Source organism: Streptomyces pilosus, assembly GCF_014649835.1.
Taxonomy (GTDB): Bacteria; Actinomycetota; Actinomycetes; order Streptomycetales; family Streptomycetaceae; genus Streptomyces; species Streptomyces pilosus.
This window is the reverse complement of the sequence record NZ_BMTU01000006.1, coordinates 1-24,694: the sequence shown is the minus strand read 5'-3', so window position 1 is coordinate 24,694 and position 24,694 is coordinate 1. Positions and strand designations below refer to the sequence as shown.

At 73.4% G+C, this 24,694-nt stretch carries 18 protein-coding genes; 2 read left to right on the top strand and 16 right to left on the bottom strand.

Annotated features, from left to right (window positions below; genetic code table 11):
- Positions 1–307: 307 nt before the first annotated feature.
- The 10 genes from IE118_RS16595 to IE118_RS16550 all read right to left on the bottom strand — a co-directional run bounded on the left by IE118_RS16595 (position 308) and on the right by IE118_RS16550 (position 15,699).
- Entirely contained in the window at positions 308–2,551 is a 2,244-nt protein-coding gene (locus tag IE118_RS16595; RefSeq protein ID WP_189558684.1) for an FUSC family protein, read from the bottom strand.
- A 76-nt stretch (positions 2,552–2,627) separates the two neighbouring features.
- Positions 2,628–4,001, bottom strand: coding sequence for an NAD(P)/FAD-dependent oxidoreductase (locus IE118_RS16590; protein ID WP_189558683.1), 1,374 nt, complete (start codon positions 3,999–4,001; stop codon positions 2,628–2,630).
- Between the two features lie 129 nt (positions 4,002–4,130).
- The gene (locus IE118_RS16585) at positions 4,131–5,846 is read right to left on the bottom strand and encodes a PP2C family protein-serine/threonine phosphatase (RefSeq protein WP_189558682.1); all 1,716 of its coding nucleotides are present in this window, start codon (positions 5,844–5,846) and stop codon (positions 4,131–4,133) included.
- Positions 5,843–6,910, bottom strand: a complete 1,068-nt coding sequence (locus IE118_RS16580; RefSeq protein ID WP_189558681.1) for an ATP-binding SpoIIE family protein phosphatase — start codon at positions 6,908–6,910, stop codon at positions 5,843–5,845. The genes IE118_RS16585 and IE118_RS16580 overlap by 4 nt, the downstream gene beginning before the upstream one ends.
- The gene (locus IE118_RS16575) at positions 6,910–7,350 is read right to left on the bottom strand and encodes an anti-sigma regulatory factor (protein ID WP_189558680.1); all 441 of its coding nucleotides are present in this window, start codon (positions 7,348–7,350) and stop codon (positions 6,910–6,912) included. The genes IE118_RS16580 and IE118_RS16575 overlap by 1 nt, the downstream gene beginning before the upstream one ends.
- Positions 7,350–7,769 carry an STAS domain-containing protein gene (locus IE118_RS16570; protein WP_189558679.1) on the bottom strand — a complete coding sequence of 140 codons (420 nt, stop codon included), beginning with the start codon at positions 7,767–7,769 and terminating at the stop codon, positions 7,350–7,352. The genes IE118_RS16575 and IE118_RS16570 overlap by 1 nt, the downstream gene beginning before the upstream one ends.
- Positions 7,766–8,665 carry an STAS domain-containing protein gene (locus IE118_RS16565; RefSeq protein ID WP_189559106.1) on the bottom strand — a complete coding sequence of 300 codons (900 nt, stop codon included), beginning with the start codon at positions 8,663–8,665 and terminating at the stop codon, positions 7,766–7,768. The genes IE118_RS16570 and IE118_RS16565 overlap by 4 nt, the downstream gene beginning before the upstream one ends.
- Before the next feature lie 70 nt (positions 8,666–8,735).
- Positions 8,736–9,131, bottom strand: coding sequence for an STAS domain-containing protein (locus IE118_RS16560; RefSeq protein WP_189559105.1), 396 nt, complete (start codon positions 9,129–9,131; stop codon positions 8,736–8,738).
- 120 nt (positions 9,132–9,251) lie between these two features.
- Positions 9,252–11,654, bottom strand: coding sequence for a SpoIIE family protein phosphatase (locus IE118_RS16555; RefSeq protein WP_189558678.1), 2,403 nt, complete (start codon positions 11,652–11,654; stop codon positions 9,252–9,254).
- A 43-nt stretch (positions 11,655–11,697) separates the two neighbouring features.
- A complete protein-coding gene (locus IE118_RS16550; protein ID WP_189558677.1) occupies positions 11,698–15,699 on the bottom strand; it encodes a HAMP domain-containing protein in 4,002 nt (1,333 codons plus the stop codon).
- Positions 15,700–16,048: 349 nt separating this feature from the next.
- On the opposite strand from IE118_RS16550, the gene IE118_RS16545 reads away from it, so the two are divergent.
- Complete coding sequence (locus IE118_RS16545) at positions 16,049–16,420, top strand: PRC-barrel domain-containing protein (protein WP_189558676.1); 372 nt, start codon at positions 16,049–16,051, stop codon at positions 16,418–16,420.
- Positions 16,421–16,453: 33 nt separating this feature from the next.
- On the opposite strand, the gene IE118_RS16540 is transcribed toward IE118_RS16545, so the two are convergent.
- The gene (locus IE118_RS16540) at positions 16,454–16,888 is read right to left on the bottom strand and encodes an ATP-binding protein (protein WP_189558675.1); all 435 of its coding nucleotides are present in this window, start codon (positions 16,886–16,888) and stop codon (positions 16,454–16,456) included.
- A gap of 152 nt (positions 16,889–17,040) precedes the next feature.
- Positions 17,041–18,945, bottom strand: coding sequence for an AMP-dependent synthetase/ligase (locus IE118_RS16535; RefSeq protein ID WP_189558674.1), 1,905 nt, complete (start codon positions 18,943–18,945; stop codon positions 17,041–17,043).
- A 153-nt stretch (positions 18,946–19,098) separates the two neighbouring features.
- On the opposite strand from IE118_RS16535, the gene IE118_RS16530 reads away from it, so the two are divergent.
- On the top strand, positions 19,099–19,332 hold the full coding sequence (locus tag IE118_RS16530; protein ID WP_189558673.1) for a DUF6480 family protein: 234 nt from the start codon (positions 19,099–19,101) through the stop codon (positions 19,330–19,332).
- A gap of 12 nt (positions 19,333–19,344) precedes the next feature.
- On the opposite strand, the gene IE118_RS16525 is transcribed toward IE118_RS16530, so the two are convergent.
- The 4 genes from IE118_RS16525 to IE118_RS16510 all read right to left on the bottom strand — a co-directional run.
- Positions 19,345–20,433 carry a glutamate--cysteine ligase 2 gene (locus IE118_RS16525; protein ID WP_189558672.1) on the bottom strand — a complete coding sequence of 363 codons (1,089 nt, stop codon included), beginning with the start codon at positions 20,431–20,433 and terminating at the stop codon, positions 19,345–19,347.
- A 108-nt stretch (positions 20,434–20,541) separates the two neighbouring features.
- Positions 20,542–22,767: a 1,4-alpha-glucan branching enzyme gene (gene glgB / locus IE118_RS16520; RefSeq protein WP_189558671.1), complete on the bottom strand. Its 2,226-nt coding sequence runs from the start codon at positions 22,765–22,767 to the stop codon at positions 20,542–20,544.
- A 4-nt stretch (positions 22,768–22,771) separates the two neighbouring features.
- Positions 22,772–24,130, bottom strand: a complete 1,359-nt coding sequence (locus IE118_RS16515; RefSeq protein WP_189558670.1) for a maltokinase N-terminal cap-like domain-containing protein — start codon at positions 24,128–24,130, stop codon at positions 22,772–22,774.
- 28 nt (positions 24,131–24,158) lie between these two features.
- Positions 24,159–24,694, bottom strand: a 536-nt coding sequence (locus IE118_RS16510) for an alpha-glucosidase C-terminal domain-containing protein (protein ID WP_229846837.1), incomplete at its 5' end; no start/stop codon positions are given.

Below are 24,694 nucleotides of genomic sequence, written 5' to 3'. Positions count from 1 at the left end.
GGCCCGTGCCCGCGCCCCCTCCGGGCCCGTCGCCCCCTCACCCGGGGCGACGGGCCCCGGCCGTGAGCGGGTCCCCGTACCGTACGCGTCCGCCCGGGGGCGGTGGCGGCCGCGACCGGGCCCGCCGGACCGTTCCCCGGCACGGGTGGCGCCTCCGGCGGTGGAGGCGGGAGGCAGGGGCACGGCGCCCGCCTCCGGACCGGGGCCGAGGCATCGGGGCCGGTGACGCCCGGCACGCGGCGGCCCGCTCGACCGGGCGGAGGTCGGGGCGACGGGCGTGGCGCGCCGGCGGGCGCAGCGGTCGGGGTCAGCGGTCGGGGGCCGAGACGGATACGTCCAGGGGGCGGGCCAGGCCCACCACGGCCTCGTCGAGGCGTTCCAGGTGGCGCAGGACCCGGCCGGTGATGCGGCCGTAGCGGCTCGTGCCGGCGTCGCCGAGGAGAGAGGCGATACTCGGGCCCGTCTCCACGGCCCGGGGGGCCTCCTCACCCGCGACCCGGGTCGCGATCGTCCTGATGTTGCCCACCGTGCGCCCCGCCGCCCCGCGCAGCCGGGGGTCGGCCGCGATCGAGGGATGGGTGGGCAGCAGCTCGGCCGTCGCCGCCAGCGAACGCGCGTGGTACGCGCAGGTCTCCAGGAGCGCCACCACGTACCGCGCGTTGGTGCGCCGGGCCCGCAGCGGCGTCACCGGGTGGGTGAGCGGCTGCGTGGCGGAGCGCAGGTCGCCCAGCGCCTGGTCCAGCTCCCGTGCCCGGTCCAGCAGGTCCCCGCCGGGAGCGCCGCTGAGCTGTCCGACCGCGGCGTCGGTCACCTCGGCGAGCCGCTCCAGCACGGTCACCAGCAGTTCGTCGGTGCGCCGGTCGGTGCGCACCGGCAGCACCAGCGCCGCCGCGACCACCCCGCAGGCCGCGCCGAGTGCCGTCTCCTCCAGCCGCAGCACCAGCACCTCCCAGCTGTAGGTGTGCAGCAGCGTGTAGAGCAGCCCGAGCATCGCCGTGACGAAGAAGGACATCAGCGTGTAGGACAGCGGCGCCGTGTAGAACATCAGGAAGATCAGCAGCAGGACCAGCAGGAACGCCGCCAGGGTGTGCCGCCCCACCACGGCCGCCAGCGCGATGCCGGCGACCACGCCGAACACCGTGCCCAGCAGCCGCCGGTAGCCCTTGACCAGGATCTCGCCCGTCGAGGCCGTGTTGATGAAGACGATCCAGCAGGTCAGCACGGCCCAGTACCACCGGTCGGTGGAGAGCAGCTCGCCGCCGACGATGGCGAGCGTCGAGCCCACGGCCACCTGGACGGCCGCCCGGGTGGTCGGCCGTCGCAGCCCTGTGTGCCGGTCGGCCTCCCCGGCCTCCTCACCGGCGTCGATGGCGGCGTCCTCGGCCTCCAGCTCCTCCCGGGACCTGGCCGTCGCCGGACTGTCGTCCGACTCGTCCTGCGGACCCTCCAGGGCGATCCGCAGCCCCATGACGGCGCGGGCGGTCTCCCCGACCGCCCGGAACACGTCCTGCACGGCCGGCGAGGCCCGCGGCAGGTGCTCCTCGTCCCGGTAGGCGAGCAGCCGGTTGCGGACGTGGGCCACGCCCGTCCCCGCGGTACCCGACCACAGCACCAGCGCGCGCAGCGCCTCCAGGTCCCGCCGCAACCGGTCGACGGCCTCGTCCGGCCCGGGCAGCCGCCCCACCTCCGGGGCGGGCGCGCCCGGCAGGTGCAGCGTGAGGGTGTCCGCCCGTTCCGCGCTGCGGGCGGACAGCAGCAGCAGACCGAGCCGCTCGGCTGCGATCTCCGCGTCCGCGATGCGGCGCTGCACCAGCCGTGCCGCCGACTCGTCGGGCGTGCCCTCCTCCAGCCGGGTCTGGATCATCAGGGCGGTCTCGTGCAGCCGGGCCGTCCCCTCCCGCACCTCCTCCAGAGCCTTGTCCATCTCCTCCGGCGCGGCGTCGAGCAGCGCCAGGTGGGCGGAGACGAGCCGGCCCAGCCGGGCCCGGAACGCCTGGCGCAGCCGCACCAGCAGCCCGGCCGGGGTGACCGGGACCAAGGCGAACCGCACCAGCGCACTGCAGGCGAACGCGACGGTCATGGCGGCCCACAGTCCCGGCAGCTCGCCGGTGGAGGCACCGACGAACAGCGACACGAAGTACACCTGGAAGCCGATCAGCCCGAGCGAGGTGCCGCGATCACCGAATCTGCGGCCGTACACCGCGCAGAAGATCAGCACGACGAAGAAGGCGTCCCCGACGACCGGCCGCTCGCTGAGCACCGCGCCCAGGGACACGGACACCAGCGCGACCGGCAGCCCGCAGGCCAGGGTGACCGCCTGGGCGCCGCGCCGGCGCTCCCGGATGGCGAAGGTGGCGACCATCGCCGTCATGGCCCCCGTCACCAGACGGGAGACCCCGAACCCCAGCGAGGCGAGCACGGCCAGCGCCAGTGCCACGGCCCCCACCGTCCGCAGTCCGGCCGTCAGCCGCAGCAGACCGGGGTCGGACGCCGCCAGGTGGTCACGCAGCCGTGTCCACCGTGTCCGCCCCGGCCGTCCCGCCGCGTTCACTCCGCCGCACCCTCCCCCGTCGTCACCGGCCGGGACCCCGGCAGCGCACGGAGCGAGCCGCCCCCTGCCCCGCGGATCACCGAGCCGCCCGGCCCGCTTCCTCGACGTGCGCCCGCACCTGCTCCGGCGTCAGATAGGCGTCGAGGTACTCGAAGTCCCGCAGATTGCCCGGCCGGTGCGTCTGGAAGCCGGTGCGGACGAAGTCGTCGCCGGCGACGGCGTTCAGCAGCCAGTTGGTCATCACCCGGGTCTTGGCGACGCCGGTGCGCAGCGCCGACCAGTGGTAACCGCGGGCCACCGCCTGCGCGGGCAGACCGTGCAGCTCGAAACCCAACGGCTTGGACACCGCGTCCGTGCCGCCGAGGTCCACCACGAGCCCGAGGTCCCGGTGGACGTACGGCCGCGTCGGCCGGCCCCGCAGCGTCGCGATCACGTTCTCGGCCACGTGCCTGCCCTGCCGCAGCGCGTGCTGCGCCGTGGGCGGGCACACCGCGCCGTCGCCCTTGGCCACGTCGGGCACCGCCGCGGAGTCGCCGAGCGCGAAGACGCCGTCGTGGCCCGGCAGGCACATGTCCGCGTTGACGGCGAGCCGCCCCCGTACGGTCTCCGCGCCGAGCGTGGCGATGAGGGGGCTGGCGACCACCCCCGCGGTCCAGATCAGGGTGCGGGTGGGCACCACCCGGCCGTCGGTGAAGGTCACCTCCTCGGCGCCCGCCTTCTCGATGGAGACGCCCAGCGAGATCTCGATCCCGCGCCGGGTCAGGATCTCGTGCGCGCTGCGGCCGAGCTTCTCGCCGAGTTCCGGCATGAGCTTCGGCGCGATGTCGATCAGGTGCCACTTGATCAGGCCCGGGTCCAGCCGGGGGTAGCGCTTGACGGCCGCGTGCGTCAGCCGCTGGAGACAGGCCGCGGTCTCGGTGCCCGCGTAGCCGCCGCCGACCACCACGAACTGCAGCCGCGAGGCCCGCTCCGCCGGATCGTGGCACGCGTCGGCCAGGTCGAGCTGGGTGATGACGTGGTCCCGGAGGTAGGCGGCCTCCGCCAGCGACTTCATGCCGAAGGCGTGGTCCGTCAGCCCCGGGATGTCGAAGGTGCGGGTGACGCTGCCGGGGGCCAGCACGATGTAGTCGTACGGCTCGTTGACGATCTCGCCGTTGACGATGCGCACGACACAGACCTTGGACCGCAGGTCCACGCCGATGGCTCCGCCCGGGATGATCCGGGTGCGGTACCGCTCGCTGCGGCGCAGGGAGAGCGCGACCGACTGCGGGGTCAGCACACCCGACGCCACCTGGGGGAGGAGGGGCAGATACAGCTGGTAGGAGAACGGCGTCACCAGGGTGAGCTCGGCCTCGTCCGGGGCGAGCCTGCGCTCCAGCCGTCGCACGCACTCCACGCCGGCGAAACCCGCGCCCACCACGAGGATCCTGGGTCGTGTCACGGTGTCCATCCCTTCCTGCGGCTTCGGGCGCCTGCCTCGGACGCCGATGCCTGACGCGTGCCCCTCTTCAGCACCACGATGCCCGCACCCGCGCGACGGCGCACCGGGAGGGCACGGCGGACACACCCGTCACCGGCGTCAGCGGTGCAGGTGGCACAGCAGCAGACACACGTCGTCGTCCCGCTCGGAGTCGCTCAGCAGCGGATGCAGGATCCGGTCCGCCGACTCCTCCAGGTCCGCGTCCAGATCCGCGGAGCCGTACGCGCCGAGGGCCGTGGCGAGGCGCTCGATGCCCGGGTCGATGCCCGCGGCCCGCCGCTCGACCAGCCCGTCGGTGTAGAGCGCCAGCGTCGAACCGGGCTCCAGGTGTTCGGTGTGGTCGGCGATGTCCTGCTGGAGGGGGATGCCGAGCATCGCGCCCGGCTTGGCGTCCAGCACCCGCACCCGGCCGTCGGGCAGCCGGAGCACCGGCGGCGGATGACCCGCCGCGGCCCAGGTCAGCGTGTGCTCGTCCGGGTGGAAGCGCGCGATGACCGCGGTGGCGAACAGGTCCGGCTGGAGATGGCGCAGATAGCCGTGCAGCCGGGTCAGCAGCCGGCCGGGCCCCCCGCCGTCGACGGCGTAGGCGCGCAGCGCGGTGCGCAGCTGGCTCATCATCACCGCGGCGTGCAGTCCGTGCCCGGTGACGTCCCCTATCACGGTGATCAGACTGCCGTCCCGCTGGCGGAACGCGTCGTACCAGTCGCCGCCGATGTTCAGCCCGTACGTGGCCGGCAGGTAGCGCGCCGCCAGGCTCAGGCCCGGCGTCGTCGGCAGCTCCGTGAGCAGGGCGCGCTGCAGCGTCTCGGCGATGTCCCGGTTGTGCTCGAAGCGGCGGGCGTTGTCCAGGGCGATGCCGGTCCGCCGGGCCAGCTCGATCAGCATCACGGCGTCGTCCGGGTCCCAGCGTTCCCCGGGCGACGACAGCGTCAGCACACCCAGCGGTGTACGGCGCGCCGACAGCGGTACGCACAGCAGGGGCCGCCCGGAGTCCAGGGCCGACGGCGGCCGGTCGTCCACTCCGGGCATGCCACCGGGATGGTCGGCGGCGTACTGGGGGCGTCCGGTACGGGCCGCGCGGACCGCCACGTTCGGACGGTCGGACGGCACCCGCGGGTCGTCCTCGTCGTCGAACAGCCACACGTCGACCCCGCCGGCGTACCGGGGGACCAGCAGCTCCGGCAGCCGGCGCACGATCTCGTCGTGGTTCAGGGAGGCGGTCAGCACGGCGCTCGCGTCCGCCAGGAACGTCAGTCTGCGCCGGGCCTTCTCCGCCTCCTCGCGCGCCCGCCGCTCGGCGGCGAACGCCTCCTGCTGCGCCCGTCCCGCCGCGTCCAGCTCGGCGTGCAGGGCCACGACGCCCTGGTTGGTCTGGTGCAGCTCCTCCCGGTGGAAGGCGACGAGTTCCTCCTGCTCGGCGAGCTTGTCCAGCACCAGGGCGGCATCCTCGTCGGCGCCCAGCAGCGCCTCCGACAGGCTCGCCGGGTCCGCCGCCACCGCGTCGGCGCCGACGGCGTGCCCCGGCTCGGTGCACGGCACCGTCACCGTCCACGGGGCGCGGCCGGCGACGGGAGCGTCGGGGGAGGGCGTCACCACGGCGTGCAGGGCCGGCGCCCCCGAGGAGGACTCCGGACCCTCCAGGCTGACCACCCAGGTGCCGCCCTTGGTCAGGCACTGCCGCAGGTGGCCGCTGAGCGCCGTCGCCAGCCGGACCCGTTCCACCGTGGGGACCCCGTGCGCCTCGGCCAGCCGCGCCACGGCGATACGGGCGCGCGCCACGTCCGTGACCGTGCTGATCCGCCAGTCGCGCGTCATGGGCGCCCCGCCGGGACGGGGGCCAGCACGGCCACGGTGGTGTCGTCCCGTACCGGGCGCGCGGAACTGCCGGCGTCCCGGACGGCCACGGCGGCCGTCACCGCCGGGTCGGCCGGCGGCTCCCCGGTGTCCGGGGGCGGCGTCCAGCGGCTGGGCAGCCCGTCCGTGTGCAGGATCAGCAGGCTCCCGGCGGTCCACGGGACCTCGTCCTCGCGCACGGTGTGCGGCCGGTGCACCCCCACGATGCCCGGCCTGGACAGCAGGGAACGCCAGCGGACGCCCTCCCGCAGCCGGGCCGAGACGTTACCGATCCCGGCGAAGCGCAGCCGCCCCGCCCGGGTGTCGACCTGGGCCACGGCCACCGCCGCGCCGCGCGTCCCGGCCAGCGCCGGGTGCAGCTTGCGCAGCACCTCGGCCGGTGACAGCCGGGCCCAGTGGCGCAGCTCCTCGACGGCGGCGGTCGACGCGCGGGCCGCCTCGCTGCCGTGTCCCAGCCCGTCGGCCATCATCAGCGTCGTACGGTCGCCGGACCTGACCCAGGCCCAGGCGTCGCCCGAGAAGTCGGCGCCGCCGAAGGGGACGTTCACACCGCCGGCGTGCACCTCGGGGCCGCCCGGGGCGTCCTCGCCGTGGTCCGGGCCGCTGCCGGGGGACAGGAAGCGCGCGACCGCCACGGTGCCCCGCCCGGGCACGCTGTGCAGGCCGAAGTCGTCGGCGAGGCGCCGGCAGGTGCCGAGGCCCGCCCCGAGCGAGTGGGCCGAGGAAAACCCGTCGCGCATGGCCTCGGCCACATCGGCGATGCCCGGCCCGTGGTCGAGCGCGGTGATCTGCACGGCCCGCCGCGGCCGGCCCTCGACCGGCACGGGCGGGTCCACGACGTCGACGAGCACCTCGCCGGCCTGCGCGTGCTTGAGCAGATTGGTGGCGAGCTCGGTGGCCACCAGCGACACCGAGGCGGTGCGCTGCTCGTCCAGCCCGGCCAGGGCCGCGGCCTCCTCCGCCGCGACCCGGACGTCACGCACCCGGGTCGGGTCCTGGACCGGTACTTCCCAGACGCGGGGCATCAGACGTCCTCCCGCAGCCGCGGCGGCCGGGACACCCACGAGGTCACCCGCACCGAGGTGCCGGACCCGGGGACGGTCTCGACCGTGAAGTCGTGCACCAGGCGGCGGGCGCCGCCCAGTCCCATCCCGAGCCCGCCGCCGGAGGTGTAGCCGTCGCTGAGCGCCCGGTCGAGATCGGGGATGCCGGGGCCGCTGTCGCTGAAGGTGAGCCGCAGCCCGCCGTTCCCGCCCGTGGTGACCTGAGCCGTCTCCATCTGCCCGCCTCCGCCGTGCACCAGGGTGTTGCGCGCCAGTTCACTGGCGGCGGTCACCAGCTTCGTCTGATCCACCAGGGAGAAGCCCAGCTTGGCGGCGGCGTGCCGCACGTGCTGGCGCACCCACACCAGATCCATGTCCGACCGGATGGGCAGGCGGGCCTCGACACCCGCGGCGGTGTCCATCACGGACTCCCCTCGCGGCCGCGGCCGGCCCGCGGCGGCGCGGCGGTGCGCCCGAGGAGCTCCAGCGCCGCCTCGGTGGTCGGCGCGGTCCGCAGCCCCGGCAGCGTCAGACCCAGCTCCACCAGGGTGATGGCGACCGCGGGCCGCATCCCGGCCACGACGGTCCGCGCGGCCGGCAGCCCGGCCTGGGCGGCGAGCTCCGCCAGCACCCTGCCGAGGAAGGAGTCGACGATCTCCACGCCGGAGATGTCGATGACCACCCCCGTCACCCCGCCGCGCACGACGGCCTCGGAGAGGTCCTGCCGGAGCCGGTGCGCCATGCCGTCGTGGAGATCCCCCGGCAGGGTGACCGGCAGCACGTTCCCGAGCCTGAGCACCGGCACCTGTCCCGCGGCCGGGCGGGAGAACGCCTCGCTCACCGCCGGTCCGCTCCGCCGGGTGCCGCGGCCACGATGTTCGCCCCCAGCTCGTCCAGGCAGTGGCCGAGTGCGTCGGCGAGGCCGGCCCGGGTCTTCACCGTGCCGAGGTCGAGACCGAGGTGCACGATGGTCTGCGCGATCGCCGGACGGATCCCGGACACCACGCACTCCGCGCCCAGCAGCCGGACCGCGTCGACCGTCTGCATCAGGTGCTGCGCCACCAGCGAGTCCACCGTCGGCACACCGGTGATGTCGAGGATCGCGAACCGGGCGTGCTGGTCCACCACCGCGTTCAGCAGGGTCTCCATCACCACCTGGCTGCGGGCGCTGTCCAGCGTGCCGATGAGCGGGACCGCGACGATGCCGTCCCAGAGCTTGATCACCGGTGTCGCCACCTCCAGCAGCTGGAGCCGCTGCCGGTCGGTGAGCGCCTGTATCTCGCTCAGCGCGGTCTGCATGGCCACCAGGCGCAGCGTGCCCATCAGGACGGTGAGCGCCGTGGAGCACTCCCGCAGCCGCTCGGGCCGCTCCCGCTCCAGATCCGCGACCAGGAGGCGGTCCACCGGAGGCAGCAGCGCGGCCAGCTCGGACGACACCTGGGCGGCGGACAGCCCCGCGCGGGAGCGGGCCGCGCCCATCCGTGCCAGCTGCTCGCGCACCGCGGAGAAGCCCGCCGCGTCCGGGTCCTCGACCCGCCGCGAGTCGGCGACCCGGGCCAGCGCGTCGACCACCGCCCTGCCCGCTTCCACCGCCTCCTCGCGCGAGACCGTGAACACCGTGCGGAACAGGGGCTCGTCCGCCCACCGCTGGGCGATCTGCTCGCTCCGGCGGCGCAGGAAGTCCCTGACCTCGTGCGCCGGCGCTCCGGGTGCTCCGCCCGTTTCGTGCTGCGGCACCTGCTTCTTCTCCTGGTCGTCGTCGCCCGCGCCGGGAACGCGCCCCGGCACGGCGGTGTCGGATGGGTCCTCAGGACTCCGGCTCGGCCTCCGGCGCCTTCGCCAGCCCGTCGACCCGCTCCAGGGCCTCCTCGACACTCTCCGAGACCGGGACGGTGATGCTCACCCCCGTCAGGTCCAGAATGCGGCGCACGGCCGGCGCGGGGGAGATGATGTGGACGCTTCCGGGCAGGTCACGGGCCTCCTGGTACACGCGCAGGATGATGTTCATGCCGGAGGAGTCCATGAAGGGCACCGCCGTCAGGTCCAGCAGGAAGTGCCGGCGGCCGTGATGGAGCTGGTTCGCCAGGTGGTGCTGGAACTCGGTCGCCGTGTCGACGTCCAGATACCCCTCCACGGTCAGCAGGGCCACGTCCTCACGTGGCAGGGTCACCTCGACGGACAGTGGGTCCTGGGCGATGTGCACGAGTACCTCCAACAAGGTGATCAAGCTCTATGTCGCGCAGCCGCGCGTACCCCCGAATCGCCGGCTCATGCATCGGGTCCCCCGCCGGGGGGACGGGCCCCCGGCGGCGGGACGGCGCGGTCATCCCACGCGGATGCCGACGATGCAGGTGTCGTCGTCCGTGTCCGACCTGCTGTACGTGAGCAGACGGTCGAGCCGCTGGTCGAGCGTGCCCGGGGCGTCGGCGGCGGTGGACAGCAGGTGGGTCAGGGACTCCTCCACCGTACGGTCCCGGCGCTCGATCAGTCCGTCCGTGTACATCAGCAGATTGTCCTCGGGGGCCAGCTGCACCTCCGCCTCCTCGTACGACGCCTCCGGTACGGCACCGAGCAGCAGTCCGCGTACCAGCGGCAGCGGGGCCGCGTCGGAACCCCGCACCAGCACCGGCGGCAGGTGGCCCGCCCGGGCCCAGCGCAGCGTGCGCGAGTCCGGGTCGTACAGGGCGCAGACCGCGGTGGCGGTGACCGCACCCGTCAGGTGGTGCGCCACGATGTTCAGCCACGACAGCAGCTGCCCGGGGCCCGCGCCGGTGACCGCGAGACCGCGCAGGGCGTTGCGCAGGACGACCATGCTGGTCGCCGCCTCTATGCCGTGACCGGCGACGTCGCCCACGCACAGCAGCACCAGCCGGGAAGGCAGCACCACGGCGTCGTACCAGTCGCCGCCCACCAGCTGCTCGGCCTCCGCGGGCCGGTAGCGCACGGCCACGTCCAGGTCCGGCACCTGCAGCGGCGCCTGGGTGGGCGGCATGATGGCGCGCTGCAGCTGCAGCGCCAGCCGGTCGCGCTCACTTGCGTGCTGCTCGGTGTGCGCCAACTGGTCGCGGGTGGCCGCCAGCGCCACCTCCGTCCAGTGCTGGGCGGAGATGTCCTGGTAGGCGCCGCGGGTGGTGAGCAGCCTGCCGTCGGTGTCCAGGACCGGCTCGGCGACCACCCGGATGTGCCGGGTCACCCCGTCCGGCCGCTGCAGCCGGAAGGCCGCCGAGGCCGGCCGCCGCCGGTGCAGCAGCGTGCGCAGGAAACGGCCGATGGTGACGGCGTCGTCCGGGTGGGCGTGCGCGGGCAGCTCCTCCAGCGGCACCGGAGGGCTCGTCTCGGGGCGCCCGTAGAGGTCGAACAGCTGGCCGTTCCAGGTGATCTCCCCGGTCAGCAGGTTCTCCTCGAAACCGCCGATCCGGCCCAGCCGCTGGGCGTGCTGGAGCAGGCTCGCCAGGCGCGCCGTCTCGTCCTCGATGCGCCAGATGAAGAGGATCCCGTCCCCGTGCCGGCTGACACTGATGTCCGCGAGCGCCGCCAGCGGCACCTGGTCGACGAGGGCGGTCAGGTTCATGCGCCGGGCCCGGAACGGCTCACCCGTCGCGTAGACCCGTTCGATCCGCTGGAACAGCTCGCTGTCCCCGGCGGCCATCGGGTAGGCCTCCAGCAGCAGCGAGCCGCTGATCATCGCGCGCGGCCTGCCCGCCGGGTCCAGGAAACGGCTGTTGACGTGCTGGATGCGAAAGTCCAGCAGGTTCCCGGAGGTGTCCAGGTGCGGCACCAGGACGAGCGCCGGGTCGTACAGACCGTCGGCCAGGTCCATCAGTTCCGACGCGTCCGGCATCGCCCGGGACTCGTGCGAGGGGTTGCCCGGCGGCGTGTACGTCTCCAGGGTGTGCGCGCAGAGCTCCGCCAGGGCCTCCACCTGGCGGACGATCTGCGGCGGCTGCTCGGGCATCGGCGTCGGCCAGGCGATCTCCAGGACGCCGTAGACCCGGCCCCCGGTCCCGGCGGGCACGGCGGCCCTGCCGCCGTCCGGGTAGTGGTGGCGGCCCACACTGGGCAGGCCCCGGTCGTCCGTCGACATGATCCACAGGCCGTCGCGCTCCGTCAGGGCGCACCGGGCGACCGTCGCCACGTCCGGCGGTACGTAGTGCCAGCGGGCCGCCTCGGCCGGGGAGAAGCCGGCGCTGCCCGTGAGGGTGAGCGACCCGTCGGCACCGGCCGCCCAGATCGCCACGGCCACCGCGCCCAGCGGGCGCAGCGCCTGCTCGAGCAGGGACTCGGCCACGGCCTGCGTGTCGTCCGCCGCGAGCGCCCCGCTCTCCGCGGCGCGCAGGCGCACGGCGGCGGTCTCGGCGGCCGCCTCCTCGGCGGCCCGGGTGGCGGCCAGGAAGGCGTTCGTCACCTCCGACATCCGGTCCCGGGCGGCCTGGTTGATCACCTCGACCGCGAACTCCAGCTGCGTGGTCCCGGCCTGCTCGGTCAGCTCGGCGAGCTGGCGGGCGGCCTGCGTGGGACCGCACCCCAGGCGTTCGACGAGGATGCCCTTGGCGAGCTCGATCAGCGCCCGGCCCTCGGCCTCGGCCTGCGCCGTGCGCACCTCACGGCTGAGCCGGTCCACCGTGGCCGCGAGCCTGCCCACCGGCGAGTCGGCGGACACCCCCGCCGGCAGCGCCACCTGCGGATGCTCGGGCAGCGGCACGTTCGCCTGGTCCTCGATGCTCATGCTGCGCACACTCCTCGTCGGCCGTGACGCCCGGTCGCGTTGCTCATGCCGGCAGCCAGCGGCGGACGCAGGCGATCAGGGCCTGGGTGTCGACCGGTTTGGTGACGTAGTCGCTGGCCCCCGAGGCGATGCTCTTCTCCCGGTCCCCGGGCATCGCCTTGGCCGTCACGGCGATGATGGGCAGCTCGGCGTACTGCGGCATGGAGCGGATCTCCGCGGTGGCGGCGTAGCCGTCCAGCTCGGGCATCATCACGTCCATCAGCACGAGCGCCACGTCCGGGTTGTCCACGAGAGCCTCGATGCCCTTGCGGCCGTTCTCCGCGTGCAGCACCCGGAAGCCGTGCAGCTCCAGGATCCCGCTGAGCGCGAAGAGGTTGCGGGCGTCGTCGTCGACGACGAGGAGCGTGCGGCCCGAGAAGGAGCCGTCCACGACCGTCTGGGGGGCCGGACGGTGGTGCACCTCGTCGCTGCGCACCAGCGACAGCACGTCCCCGGGCTCCTCGGCGGACAGGTGCAGGGCGATGCGCTCGCGCAGCTCGTCCAGGCTGGAGAGGAACTCCAGCGCCGTGCCCTCGGCGTGCGAGCGCAGGGCCTCCTCCGCCGCCGCGTCCGCCCGGTGACCGCTGTGCACCAGCACCGGCACGCTGGCGAGAGCGGCATCGCCGCGCAGCGCCTCCAGGAAGCGGGTGACCTCCGTCTCCATGCCGAGCTCCAGCACCACGCAGTGGCACGGATCGGCGGCCAGCGCGCCGGCCGCCTCCTGGGCACCGACGGCGGTGATGATGTCCACCGACGGCCGGGAGGTGCCGTCGCCCTGCGTGACGTCCTGCACGACGCTCTCCGCGACCAGCGTCAGCAGACCGCGTGGCCGCTCCTCCACCACGAGCAGCCGCCGCGGACGCTGCCCGGACCCGCTGCCCGGCTCGACCGCGGGGAGGGGCCGGGGCGAGGCCTCCGGCAGCGCCTCGGCCGGGTGCTGGTCCGTGACCTGGGCCGGCCGCAGCAGGTCCTCGAAGTCCGGCCGGGCCACCGGCAGGAACAGCGTGAACGTGCTGCCCTGTCCCGAGACGCTGTCCACCGTGACCGCGCCGCCGAGCAGGTGCGCGATCTCCCGGGTGATGGACAGTCCGAGCCCCGTGCCCCCGTACTTGCGGCTCGTGGTGCCGTCCGCCTGCTGGAAGGCACCGAAGATCGACTCCAGGTGCTGCTCCTGGATGCCGACACCGGTGTCGCGCACCCGGAAGGCCACCACCGGGCCGCCGCGCAGCACGCCGGCCGGCACCTCGTCGTCCGGGGCGGGCTCGATGCGCAGCTCCACGCTGCCCCGCTCGGTGAACTTCACCGCGTTGGACAGCAGGTTGCGCAGCACCTGCCGGAGCCGGGAGTCGTCGGTGAGCAGGTCCGCCGGCGCGCCGGGAGCCGTCGTCACCGTGAAGTCCAGGCTCTTCTGCATCGTCATGGGCCGGAAGGTGACCTCGACGTACTCCACGAGCCGGCGCAGCTCCACCCGCTCGGGGCTGACGTCCATCTTCCCCGCCTCGACCTTGGACAGGTCGAGGATGTCGTTGATCAGCTGCAGCAGGTCCGAGCCCGCCGAGTGGATGATCTGCGCGTACTCGACCTGCTTGGGGCTGAGGTTGCGCGAGGGGTTCTGGGCGAGCAGCTGGGCCAGGATCAGCAGGCTGTTCAGCGGGGTGCGCAGTTCGTGGCTCATGTTGGCCAGGAACTCCGACTTGTACTTCGAGGCCAGCGACAGCTGCTGGGCGCGCGCCTCGAGCTCCTGCCGGGCGTGCTCGATCTGCAGGTTCTTCGCCTCGATGTCCCGGTTCTGCGCCGCCAGCAGCGCCGCCTTCTCCTCCAGCTCCGCGTTGGAGTGCTGCAGTTCCTCCTGCTGGTTCTGCAACTCCGCCGAGCGTTCCTGGAGTTCGGCGGTGAGCCGCTGCGACTCGACGAGCAGCTCGTCGGTGCGGGCGTTGGCCACGATGGTGTTGACGTTGACGCCGATGGTCTCCATCAGCTGGGCCAGGAAGTCCCGGTGGATCTGGGTGAACGGGGTGACCGACGCCAGCTCGATCACGCCGAGGACCTGGCCCTCGACCACGATGGGCAGCAGCACCAGCGCGGTCGGCACCACCTGGCCGAGACCGGAGGAGATGGCGAGGTAGTCCGGCGGCAGCTCGTCCACCGTGATGGTGCGGCGGCTGCGGGCGGCCTGGCCGACCAGGGTGCGGCCGAAGGCGATGCGGCTGGACCGGCCCTCGTCGTCGGGGTAGCCGTAGGAGCCGACGAGCCGCAGTTCGGGTGCCCCTCCCGCGCCGTCCTCCACGAGGTAGAAGGCGCCGTACTGGGCGGACACCAGCGGCACCAGCTCGTCCATGATCAGCTCCGCGACCACGGGCAGGTCGCGGTGCCCCTGCATCAGGCCGGAGACCCGGGCGAGGTTGGTCTTGAGCCAGTCCTGCTCCTGGTTGGCGCGGGTGGTCTCGCGCAGGGACTCCACCATCGCGTTGATGTTGTCCTTGAGCTCGGCGACCTCGCCGGACGCCTCCACGGAGATCGAGCGCGTCAGGTCGCCCTCGGCCACCGCGCTGGTGACCTGCGCGATCGCGCGGACCTGCCGGGTGAGGTTCCCGGCCAGCTCGTTGACGTTCTCGGTGAGCCGCTTCCAGGTGCCGGAGACCCCCTCGACCTCGGCCTGGCCGCCGAGGCGGCCCTCGGTGCCGACCTCGCGGGCGACGCGGGTGACCTCCTGGGCGAAGGCGGAGAGCTGGTCGACCATCGTGTTGATGGTCGTCTTGAGCTCCAGGATCTCACCGCGCGCGTCGACGTCGATCTTCTTCGACAGGTCACCGCGGGCCACGGCGGTCGTCACCAGCGCGATGTTGCGCACCTGGCCGGTGAGGTTGTTGGCCATGGAGTTGACGTTGTCGGTGAGGTCCTTCCAGGTGCCCGCGACGTGGGGCACGTGTGCCTGGCCGCCGAGCCGGCCCTCGGTGCCGACCTCGCGGGCGACACGGGTGACCTCGTCGGCGAAGGCGGACAGCGTGTCCACCATCGTGTTGATGACGTCGGCCAGCGCCCCGACCTCACCGGCCGCCTCGACCCTGATGCGCTGCGACAGGTCGCCCCGGCCGACCGCGGAGGCGACCTGGGCGATGGAGCGGACCTGACCGGTCAGGTTGGACGCCATCACGTTGACGTTGTCGGTGAGGTCCTTCCAGGTGCCGGAGACGCCCCGCACCTGGGCCTGGCCGCCGAGGCGGCCCTCGGTGCCGACCTCGCGGGCGACGCGGGTGACCTCGTCGGCGAAGGCGGAGAGCTGGTCGACCATCGTGTTGATGGTGTTCTTCAGCTCGAGGATCTCGCCCCGGGCGTCCACGGTGATCTTCTGCGACAGGTCGCCCTTGGCGACCGCCGTCGCCACCAGCGCGATGTTGCGGACCTGGCCGGTGAGGTTGCCCGCCATGAAGTTCACCGAGTGGGTGAGGTCGCGCCAGGTGCCCTTCACCCCCTGCACGTCGGCCTGGCCGCCGAGGCGGCCCTCGGTGCCGACCTCGCGGGCGACGCGGGTGACCTCGTCGGCGAAGGCGGAGAGCTGGTCGACCATCGTGTTGATGGTGTTCTTCAGCTCGAGGATCTCGCCCCGGGCGTCCACGGTGATCTTCTGCGACAGGTCGCCCTCGGCGACCGCCGTCGTCACCTGGGCGATGGAGCGGACCTGCGCGGTGAGGTTGCCCGCCATCGCGTTCACCGAGTCCGTCAGGTCGGCCCAGGTGCCCGAGACCCCCGGCACCTGTGCCTGCCCGCCCAGTGCCCCCTCGGTGCCGACCTCGCGGGCGACGCGCGTCACCTCCGAGGTGAACACCGACAACTGGTCCACCATGCCGTTGAAGACACTGGCGATGTCGCCCATGAGGCCGTCCGCGTCGTCCGGCAGGCGAGTGCCGAAGTCCCCGTCCCGGACGGCCGTCAGCCCCGCGAGGAGCCGCCTCAGCTCCTCGTCCCCCGGAGCCGCGTCGGTCCCCTCGGCGCTCTTGCTGGTCATGCGCACCCTCGTTCCGGCTGAGTCAGTGCACGTTTCCGCAGTTCACGGATCTGCGCGTTGAGAAATACGCCGCAGGCTAACCCACGTTGCGGGTGCGGAACAAAGTGTGGGGCCGCCCCGGATAACCGTGAAGGAAACCTGGAGGCGATGTGCATACCTCGCGTCCGGGCGGGTACACGGACGGATTTCGCCGGACGCGCCGCGCACGGGCCGCCGACATCGCTCCACCGGCTCCCCGACGCTCGAATGCACGGCTCCCCGCCGGGTATTGGCCCCTGTGAAGGAGGGCGCGGGCGAACGCAGGACGCTCCCTCCGCCCAGCGGACGTCCACCGGGGAGGAAACGAGCAGTGCCCATCCACAGCATCTGGTCCTACACGCCGGACCTGAGTCCCGTCGCGGAGCGGGACCTGACGGGCTACACCGTCGTCGCGAGCGACGGCACCATCGGCCATGTCGACCGACAGGCCGACCACCACGGGATGCGGCACCTCGTCGTCGACACCGGCGTGTGGGTCTTCGGACGCAGCGTCCTGGTGCCGGTCGGCGTCGTCAGCACGGTGGAGCCGGGGGAGCAGAGAGTGACCGTGTCCTGCACCAGGGCCGAGGTGAAGGAGGCGCCCCGCTTCCGGACCGACAGCGAGACCATGGACCCGGAGTACCTCACCGCGGTCGGCGACTACTACCACGGGCTGCCGGCCCGTGAGGAGCCCGCCGGCTGAACCACGGCCGCACGCACCCCCCTCCGCGGCGGCTCACCACGGCAGGAACACGTGGATGTCCTTGCCGTGGTCGTCGCGGACCACACTCACCTGGTCGCAGAGCGTGTGGATCAGGTGCCAGCCGATCCCGCCGCCGCCGCTGTTCGGATGGAAGGGCCGCGGGGCCGGCTCGGTGGTGCTGCTGTCCCGCATCACCACGTGCACCCCGTCGAACGTCCTGCGCAGGCGCAGCTCGAACGGACCGGGTGCGTACTGGACCGCGTTGGCGGCCAGCTCCGTGACCACCAGGAGTATGTCGTCCCAGTGCTCCGGAGCCGACGGCGCCGACACGCGGGCCAGGTCGAAGAGGAACTCCTCCGCGACCATGCGTGCGTCCGTCACATCGTGCAGCTCCCCCGGGAAGCTGGCGATGCGGCTCGTGATCTCCTCGCCGGCCAGTGTCCTGTCCCTACGCGGCTCGGGTGCCATCTCGCCTTCCAGGCCCCGGCGCAGCGGGGCGGTCGTCGCTGACTCGTGCGTCCTCCGATCTGGTGGGTTCCCGCGAGCGGGGAGCCTACGCGCCCGCATGCCCGTGCCTCGTCGGTGACAAACCCCTCGCGGACCGGGACGGCCCCGGGCGTTCAGCGGAAGACGTTGTCGGAGTCGTCCCAGCCCGCGGACTCCTCCGCCGCGGGCGTGCGCCCCGGCCGCGTGCGCGACTGGTACATCGCGTCGATCTCCAGCGCGTAGCGCCGCACGATCTCGTCCCGGCGCAGCTTCATCGACGGCGTGAGCAGGCCGTTGGTCACGTCGAACGGCTCGGGCAGCACCCGGAAGACACGGATCGACTCCGCGCGCGACACACTGCTGTTGGCGGCGGCGACCGCCCGCGCGATCTCCTCGCGCAGCGCGTTCTCCTCCCGCGCCTCCCGGGCCGGCGCGTCACCCGGCAGGGACAGCGCGGCGCGCCAGTCGCCGAGGAACTCAGGGTCCAGCGTGATCAGGGCGCCCACGCACGGACGGTCGTCGCCCACGACGACGGCCTGGTGGACCAGCGGATGGGTCCGCAGCCGGTGCTCCAGGGCCGCGGGCGCCACGCTCTTGCCGCTGCTCGTGATGATGATGTCCTTCTTGCGGCCGGTGATCGTCAGATAGCCCTCGGTGTCCAGCCGGCCCAGGTCTCCCGTGGCGAGCCAGCCGCCCCGCAGCACGGCCCGGGTGGCGGCCCGGTCCCCGACGTAGCCCTGGAACACCGACGGCCCGCGCACCAGGATCTCCCCGTCGTCGGCCACCCGGATCCCGGTGCCCGGCAGCGCCTGCCCGACCGTGCCCGACTTCTCCCGCCCCAGCGGCTGCATCGTCACCCCGCCACTGGTCTCGGTGAGCCCGTAGCCGTCGTGCACGTAGACGCCGATCCCCTCGTAGAAGAGGGAGAGACCGCGGTTGAGCGGTGAGCCGCCGGAGGTGGCCCGCAGCACCCGGCCACCCAGGGCCGCCCGCAGCCGCCGGTAGACGGTGCGCTCGTACAGGGCGTGCTGGAGCCGCAGGTCGAAGCCCGGCCCGCCGCCCCGGCCCAGCCGCTGCCGCTCCACCGCGGCGGCGAAGTCCCGGGCCGTGCCGGCGGCCCGCTCGAACAGGGCACCGCGGCCCTGCTGCTGCGCCGTGCGCAGGAAGTTCTTGTAGATCTTCTCCAGCAGCGAGGGCACGGCGTACAGGTAGGTGGGCCGGAAGGTGCGCAGGGCCGAGGAGAGCGACTCCCCGCCCAGGTCGGGCTCGTGCCCCATCAGCAGACCGCCCCGGATGCACAGGCTCTGGATCATCAGGCCGTACACGTGGGAGAACGGCAGGAAGGCGAGGACGGCCCCCTGCTCCCCGGCCGGCGCCGCGGTGTGGCCCCATCCCGCCAGCAGGGTGTCGCAGATGAACGCCAGACCGCGGTGGCTCAGCGCGCAGCCCATGGCCCGGCCGGAGGTGCCGGAGGTGTAGGCGATCACGGCGGTGGCGTCCGGCAGCACGATGCGCCGCATCGAGTCCACCGTGGCCGGCGGGATGAACTCGCCGCGCGCCGCCAGCTGCTCCAGCGCACCCCCGTCCAACTGCCACACGTGCCGCAGCCGGGGCAGGGCCGCGCACACCGACCCGACGGTCATCACGCTCTGCTCGTCCTCCACCAGGACGGCGACACAGCCGGTGTCCCTGAGGATCCACTCCACCTGGTCGCGCGAGGAGGTCGGATAGATCGGCACGACCTCCGCGCCGACCGTCCACAGCGCGTGGCACAGCAGGGTCCACTCGTGGCGGGTGCGGGCCATGATCGCCACCCGCGCGCCGGGGGAGATGCCGGACGCGATCAGGCCCTTGGCCAGACGGACGACCTCGTCCCGGAACTCCGCCGCGGTGATCTCCTGCCACGTGGCGGAGTCCGGTCCGGCGCGGTGCGCGAGCACGGGCAGGTCCGGGCTCTCGTCCGCCCTCGCGAAGAGGCTGTCGGCGAGACCGCCGGTCAGGGGCGCGGCGGACGGGGGAGCGAGAGCGAGGTCGCGCATGCGCTGCTCCTGACATGTACGGGGTGTGACTCGGCCGGTGAGGACAGTCATCGGCGGTGCCTGAATGTAGTCCAGCCGGCCCGGCCCCGTGCCGGGATCGCGACAAGTGTGTCCGCACTGATGATCCGGCCGGTTTCGGGGGACCCGGAGCCCATGAGCTACGTGAACCCCGATCCCGAACCGGAACGCACCACCGGCCTCGAACCGGGAGGAGGCGTGCCCCCCGGCGAGACCCCGCCCGCGGAGAGCAGCATGCCGGAGGCGGGCCCCCGGGAGACGCACAATCCGACCAAGGGCTGGGCCAAGGGACCGCTCACCGCGATCATGACCGTGGTGGTCCTGGTCGCCGCCTTCTTCCTGGTCTACGCCCTGATCCTGATGCTCTGAACCCGCCCCGCCCTACGCCTGGGTGTGCCGCACGCACTCCGTGACGACGTCCCGCAGGCTGTCCGTGCGCCGCATCAGGTCCCGTTGCACCTGGGCCCCGTTGCCGTCACGCAGCAGCCGGGCGCACCCCTCACGGGCGCGCTCCAGGTCGCCGTGCGCCTCCAGGGCGTCGGCGACGTGGTCGAGGAGGGTGTGCACGACCGTCTCGGCGGGCGTGCGCCGCATGGTGCGGGGGTCGAGCAGCTCGCCCGCCAGCCCCGAGCGGGCCGCCTGCCAGGCGGACAGCCGCAGCAGGCTGACACCGGGGTCGAGCGGTTCCGTACCGGCCCGCCACTCCCGGGCCGCGGTCTCCACCAGACCCCGGGCGAGGGTGGCGATCAGTCCGGCGGTCTCCGCGTGCAGACAGACGTCGGAGACCCGTATCTCCACGGTCGGGTACCGCTGGGAGAGCCGGGCGTCGAAGTACACCATCCCCTCGTCGAGGATCACGCCGGTCGCCACCATGTCGGCGACCCGCCGGTGGTAGCGGTCGGGCGAGCCGAACAACTCCGTGGGACCCGCGGAGGGCCAGCGCTGCCACACCCGGCTGCGGTAGCTGTGGTACCCGGTGTCACTGCCCTGCCAGAACGGCGAGTTCGCGCTCAGCGCGGCCAGCACCGGCAGCCACGGCCGCAGCCGGTCGACCACCCCGGTGCCCTCCTCGTCGGAGTCGACGGAGACGTGGACGTGGCAGCCCATGACGAGCTGTTCCCGGGTGGCGATGCCGTACTGCTCCTCCATCCACCGGTAGCGCCGGTTCATGCCGATGGACGGGCTGACCGGCAGCGGGGACGTGGCGAGCGCGGCGACGGCGCAGCCGATCTCCCCGGCGTGACCGGCGGCCTCCTTGCGGCAGCGGACGATCTCCGCGTGCAGGCTCTCCATCGAGGACTGCGGATGCGTGGCGAACTCCAGCATCTGCTCGTGGAGTTCCTTCTCGAAGACGTCCTTGCCCGAGCCCTCCCGCTCGGCCCGGGCGAGGACCGCCGCGGACATCGCCCGGGGTTCGCCGGTATCAGGATCGACCAGGAGGAGTTCCTCCTCCACTCCCACGGTCCGCACGTGTCTCCGCCCTTCTGTGACCTGCCGCGACGACGCCGAGATGCCCTCGGCCGTACGATGCCGAATGCCCCGCCGGAGCCGCGGGACACCTGGCGTCGTCGCCGGCGCTCACAGGGGGACGGGTGCCAGCCACACCGTCGCGAGCGGCGGCAGGGTGAGCCGGAGGCGGCCGTCCTCGGGTTTGACCGGGCCGGGGTCGGTGACGCCCCCGCCGCCGTAGCGTGCCGCGTCGGTGTTGAGCACCTCCTGCCAGGCGATCACGGCGTCGCCGGTGTCGAGGGGGTAGTCGTGCCGGACCACGGGTGAGAAGTTGGACACCGCGAGCAGCGGAGAGCCCTGGGCGTCGTACCGGAGGAACGCGAAGACGTTGTCGTCGGCGGCGTCGACCGCCACCCACCGGAAGCCGGACGGGTCGGTGTCGCGCTGCCACAGCGCCGGGGTCGCGCGGTAGCGGGTGTTGAGATCGCGCACCAGGTCCTGCACCCCGCGGTGGTCGCCGGCCGAGTGGTAGCCCTCGTCGAGCAGCCACCACTCCGGCCCCTCCTTCTCCGACCACTCGGCGCCCTGGGCGAACTCCTGCCCCATGAAGAGCAGTTGCTTGCCGGGGTGGGCCCACATGAAGGCCAGGTAGGCGCGCACGGTCGCACGGCGCTGCCACCAGTCGCCCGGCATCTTCGACACCAGGGCCTGCTTGCCGTGCACCACCTCGTCGTGCGAGATGGGCAGGCAGTAGTTCTCGCTGTAGGCGTACACCATCGCGAACGTCATCTCGTGGTGGTGGTACTTGCGGTGCACCGGCTCGTGGGAGACGTACTCCAGCGAGTCGTGCATCCAGCCCATGTTCCACTTCAGCCCGAATCCCAGGCCGCCGGTGTCGGTGGGCCGGGTCACCCCGCCCCACGCCGTGGACTCCTCCGCGATGGTCACGACACCCGGGCAGCGGCGGTAGACGGTGGCGTTCATCTCCTGGAGGAACGCCATGGCCGCCAGGTCCTCCCGGCCGCCGTACGCGTTCGGCTCCCAGCCGCCGTCCTCGCGCGAGTAGTCGAGGTACAGCATGGAGGCGACCGCGTCGACGCGCAGCCCGTCGATGTGGAACTCCTGGCACCAGTACACGGCGTTCGCGACCAGGAAGTTGCGCACTTCGGTGCGGGCGAAGTCGAAGGTGTAGGTCCCCCAGTCGGGGTGTTCCGCGCGCCGGGAGTCACCGGGCTCGTACAGCGGTTCCCCGTCGAACCGGGCCAGCGCCCAGTCGTCCTTCGGGAAGTGCGCCGGCACCCAGTCCATGATCACGCCGATGCCGGCCCGGTGCAGGGCGTCGACCAGGTACCTGAAGTCGTCCGGGGTGCCGAGGCGGGCGGTGGGCGCGTAGAACCCGGTGACCTGGTAGCCCCAGGACGGGCCGAAGGGGTGCTCGGCGACCGGCATCAGCTCCACGTGGGTGAAGCCCAGGTCCGTGACGTATGCGGGCAGCACCTCGGCGAGTTCGCGGTAGGTCAGGCCCGGCCGCCACGACGGCAGGTGCACCTCGTACACCGAGAACGGCGCCTCGTGCACGGGCTTCCCGGCGCGCCGCGCGAACCACTCGGCGTCGCCCCACTCGTAGTGCGAGGCCGTCACGACGGACGCCGTGTTCGGCGGCTCCTCGGTACGGCGCGCCATCGGGTCGGCCTTGAGGAACCGGTGTCCGTGGCGCGAGTGGATCTCGAACTTGTAGCGGGTGCCCTCGCCGACGCCCGGCAGGAACAGCTCCCACACCCCGGACGAGCCCAGGGAGCGCATCGGGAACGCCGTGCCGTCCCAGTGGGTGAAGTCCGCGGCGACCCGCACCCCCTGCGCGTTGGGCGCCCACACCGTGAAGCGGGTGCCGGTGACGCCCTGGTGGGTCATCGGGTGCGCGCCGAGCGCCGTCCACAGCTCCTCGTGGCGGCCCTCGCCGATCAGGTGCAGGTCGAGCTCGCCGAGCGACGGCAGGAACCGGTACGGGTCGTGCGTCCCGGCCGGCTCGTCGTCCTCGTAGGCCACCGCCAGGGTGTACGCGGGGATCTCGTCCAGCGGCAGGACGACGGAGAACAGGCCGTCGCCCTCCGAGACCAGCGGGGTGCGCCCGCCGTCGACGATCACCGCCACCTCGCGGGCGAAGGGGCGCAGGGCCCGGATGGCGATGCCTCCGGGCACCGGGTGCGCGCCGAGGAGCGCGTGCGGGTCGTGGTGGGCGCCCGCCAGCAGGCGCCCCCGGTCGGTGGGATCGAGGGCCGGTGCGGCCCCCGGGGCCGCGGGCGCGGACGGGGCGGGCCCGGCCGATTCGGGAAGCGGGGTGTCGTGCAGGGCCACGGCTTCAGTCTCCTCTCACGGCGAGGCGCTCGATCGCCGCCATGGGTACGGGCAGCCAGTCGGGTCGGTGCCGGGCCTCGTACAGCACCTCGTACACGGCACGGTCGGTCTCGTAGGCGCGGAGCAGACCGTGCTTCTTGCGCGGGTCCCAGCCGGCGCGGGCCGCGTAGCCCGCGCAGTAGGCCTCGCGGCAGCGGCGCGCCCACTCCGGGCGCCACGGGCGGCGCTGGCGGGCGGCGTAGTCGAAGGAGCGCAGCATCCCGGCGATGTCCCGCACGGGGGAGTGGGCGCTGCGCCGTTCGGAGAGCGGCCGGGACGGCTCGCCCTCGAAGTCGATGACGAACCACTCGCGTCCGGCCCGCAGCACCTGCCCCAGGTGCAGGTCCCCGTGGATGCGCTGGGCGGGCGGCCCGGCGTCGCAGGTGGCCAGCGCGGCGAAGGCGGCCCGCAGCCCGGGGACGAAGGGCTGGAGCGCGGGCACGGCGTGCGCCGCGTCGGTCAGCCGCTCCGTCATCGCCGCCGCCGTCCGCCGGTTCTCCCCGGGAGCGCCGACCGGGAACGCCGACGACAGCGCCAGGTGGACGTCCGCCGTGGCCCGGCCCAGCGCGTGCGCCTGCGCGGTGAAGTCGTCACCGGCGGCGAGCGCGTCCAGGGCCAGCGTCCAGCCGTCGGAGGCGTCGCGCAGGTATGGCTGGAGCACTCCGAGCGTCGCCGTGAAGGGGTACGTGGTGTGCAGCCAGGCCACCGGTGCGGGGACCCGGTGGCAGCCCTGGCGGGCCAGTGCCCCCGGTACCTCCAGGTCGGGGTTGACGCCGGGCTGGATACGGCGGAACACCTTGAGGATGTACTCGTCGCCGTACACCAGCGAGGAGTTGGACTGTTCGGCGGTCATCAGCCGGGGCACCAGTCCGGCGGGCACCTGCTGGGAGGCGTCGCACTCGAACCGCAGCGGGCCGGCCGCGCCGGGCCGGCGCAGCCGCTCCAGGAGCAGCTGTGCGGCGCGCGGGTCGTGGAGGGCGTCGTGGACGGTCGCGCCGGCGAGCCTGCCGTCCGTCACCCTGCCGATGATCGCCCTGCCGAGCCGGGGCGAGGGGTGCTCCCGTACGCCGAGGAGCAGCTGGTAGCAGTCACCGGCCGGGGTGGTGCCCCCGGGAGCGGGTACGCCGCCGTGCGCGGCGTGCACCAGGACGTGCAGACATCCCGGGAACAGCTCCGTCATCGACAGCACACCGAGGTCGGTGACGGGCCGGTCCTTGCCGGCGAACCAGCGTTGCAGCGGCAGCCACTCGCGCAGCAGCCCGGTGAGCGACTCCATGGGCTCCGGGGGCGCGCTCCGCGGGCGCAGGAATGCGGTCTTCGTCATGGTGACGCCTCCTTACGCCGGCACACGCTCACAGTCGGCGGCCGATGCGGGATGCGACTCGCGTGAGCCGGAACCAGTAGAAGCCGTGGCCCCCGAGGGTCAGCAGATAGGGCAGTTCGCCGACGGCCGGGAAGCGCACCCCGCCGAAGAGTTCGACGGGGTGGCGTCCGGCGAACTCGCGCAGGTCGAGTTCGGTCGGCTGGGAGAAGCGTGAGAAGTTGTTGACGCAGAGGACCAGGTCGTCCTCGTACTCGCGGAGGAAGGCGAGGACCGCCGGGTTGGAGGAGGGGAGCTCGGTGTAGGAGCCGAGGCCGAAGGCCGGGTTCTGCTTGCGGATCTCGATCATCCGGCGGGTCCAGTGCAGCAGGGAGGACGGGGAGGCCATGGACGCCTCGACGTTCGTCACCTGGTAGCCGTAGACCGGGTCCATGATGGTGGGCAGGTAGAGGCGGCCCGGGTCGGAGGAGGAGAAGCCGGCGTTGCGGTCCGGGGTCCACTGCATCGGGGTGCGCACCGCGTCGCGGTCGCCGAGCCAGATGTTGTCGCCCATGCCGATCTCGTCGC

Coding starts and splice junctions, on each gene's coding strand:
- IE118_RS16515 (WP_189558670.1), bottom strand. CDS start 24,130: ATGACGAAGACCGCATTCCTGCGCCCGCGGAGCGCGCCCCCGGAGCCC.
- IE118_RS16575 (WP_189558680.1), bottom strand. CDS start 7,350: ATGGACACCGCCGCGGGTGTCGAGGCCCGCCTGCCCATCCGGTCGGAC.
- IE118_RS16585 (WP_189558682.1), bottom strand. CDS start 5,846: ATGACGCGCGACTGGCGGATCAGCACGGTCACGGACGTGGCGCGCGCC.
- IE118_RS16555 (WP_189558678.1), bottom strand. CDS start 11,654: ATGAGCATCGAGGACCAGGCGAACGTGCCGCTGCCCGAGCATCCGCAG.
- IE118_RS16540 (WP_189558675.1), bottom strand. CDS start 16,888: ATGGCACCCGAGCCGCGTAGGGACAGGACACTGGCCGGCGAGGAGATC.
- IE118_RS16550 (WP_189558677.1), bottom strand. CDS start 15,699: ATGACCAGCAAGAGCGCCGAGGGGACCGACGCGGCTCCGGGGGACGAG.
- IE118_RS16535 (WP_189558674.1), bottom strand. CDS start 18,945: ATGCGCGACCTCGCTCTCGCTCCCCCGTCCGCCGCGCCCCTGACCGGC.
- IE118_RS16580 (WP_189558681.1), bottom strand. CDS start 6,910: ATGCCCCGCGTCTGGGAAGTACCGGTCCAGGACCCGACCCGGGTGCGT.
- IE118_RS16530 (WP_189558673.1), top strand. CDS start 19,099: ATGAGCTACGTGAACCCCGATCCCGAACCGGAACGCACCACCGGCCTC.
- IE118_RS16590 (WP_189558683.1), bottom strand. CDS start 4,001: ATGGACACCGTGACACGACCCAGGATCCTCGTGGTGGGCGCGGGTTTC.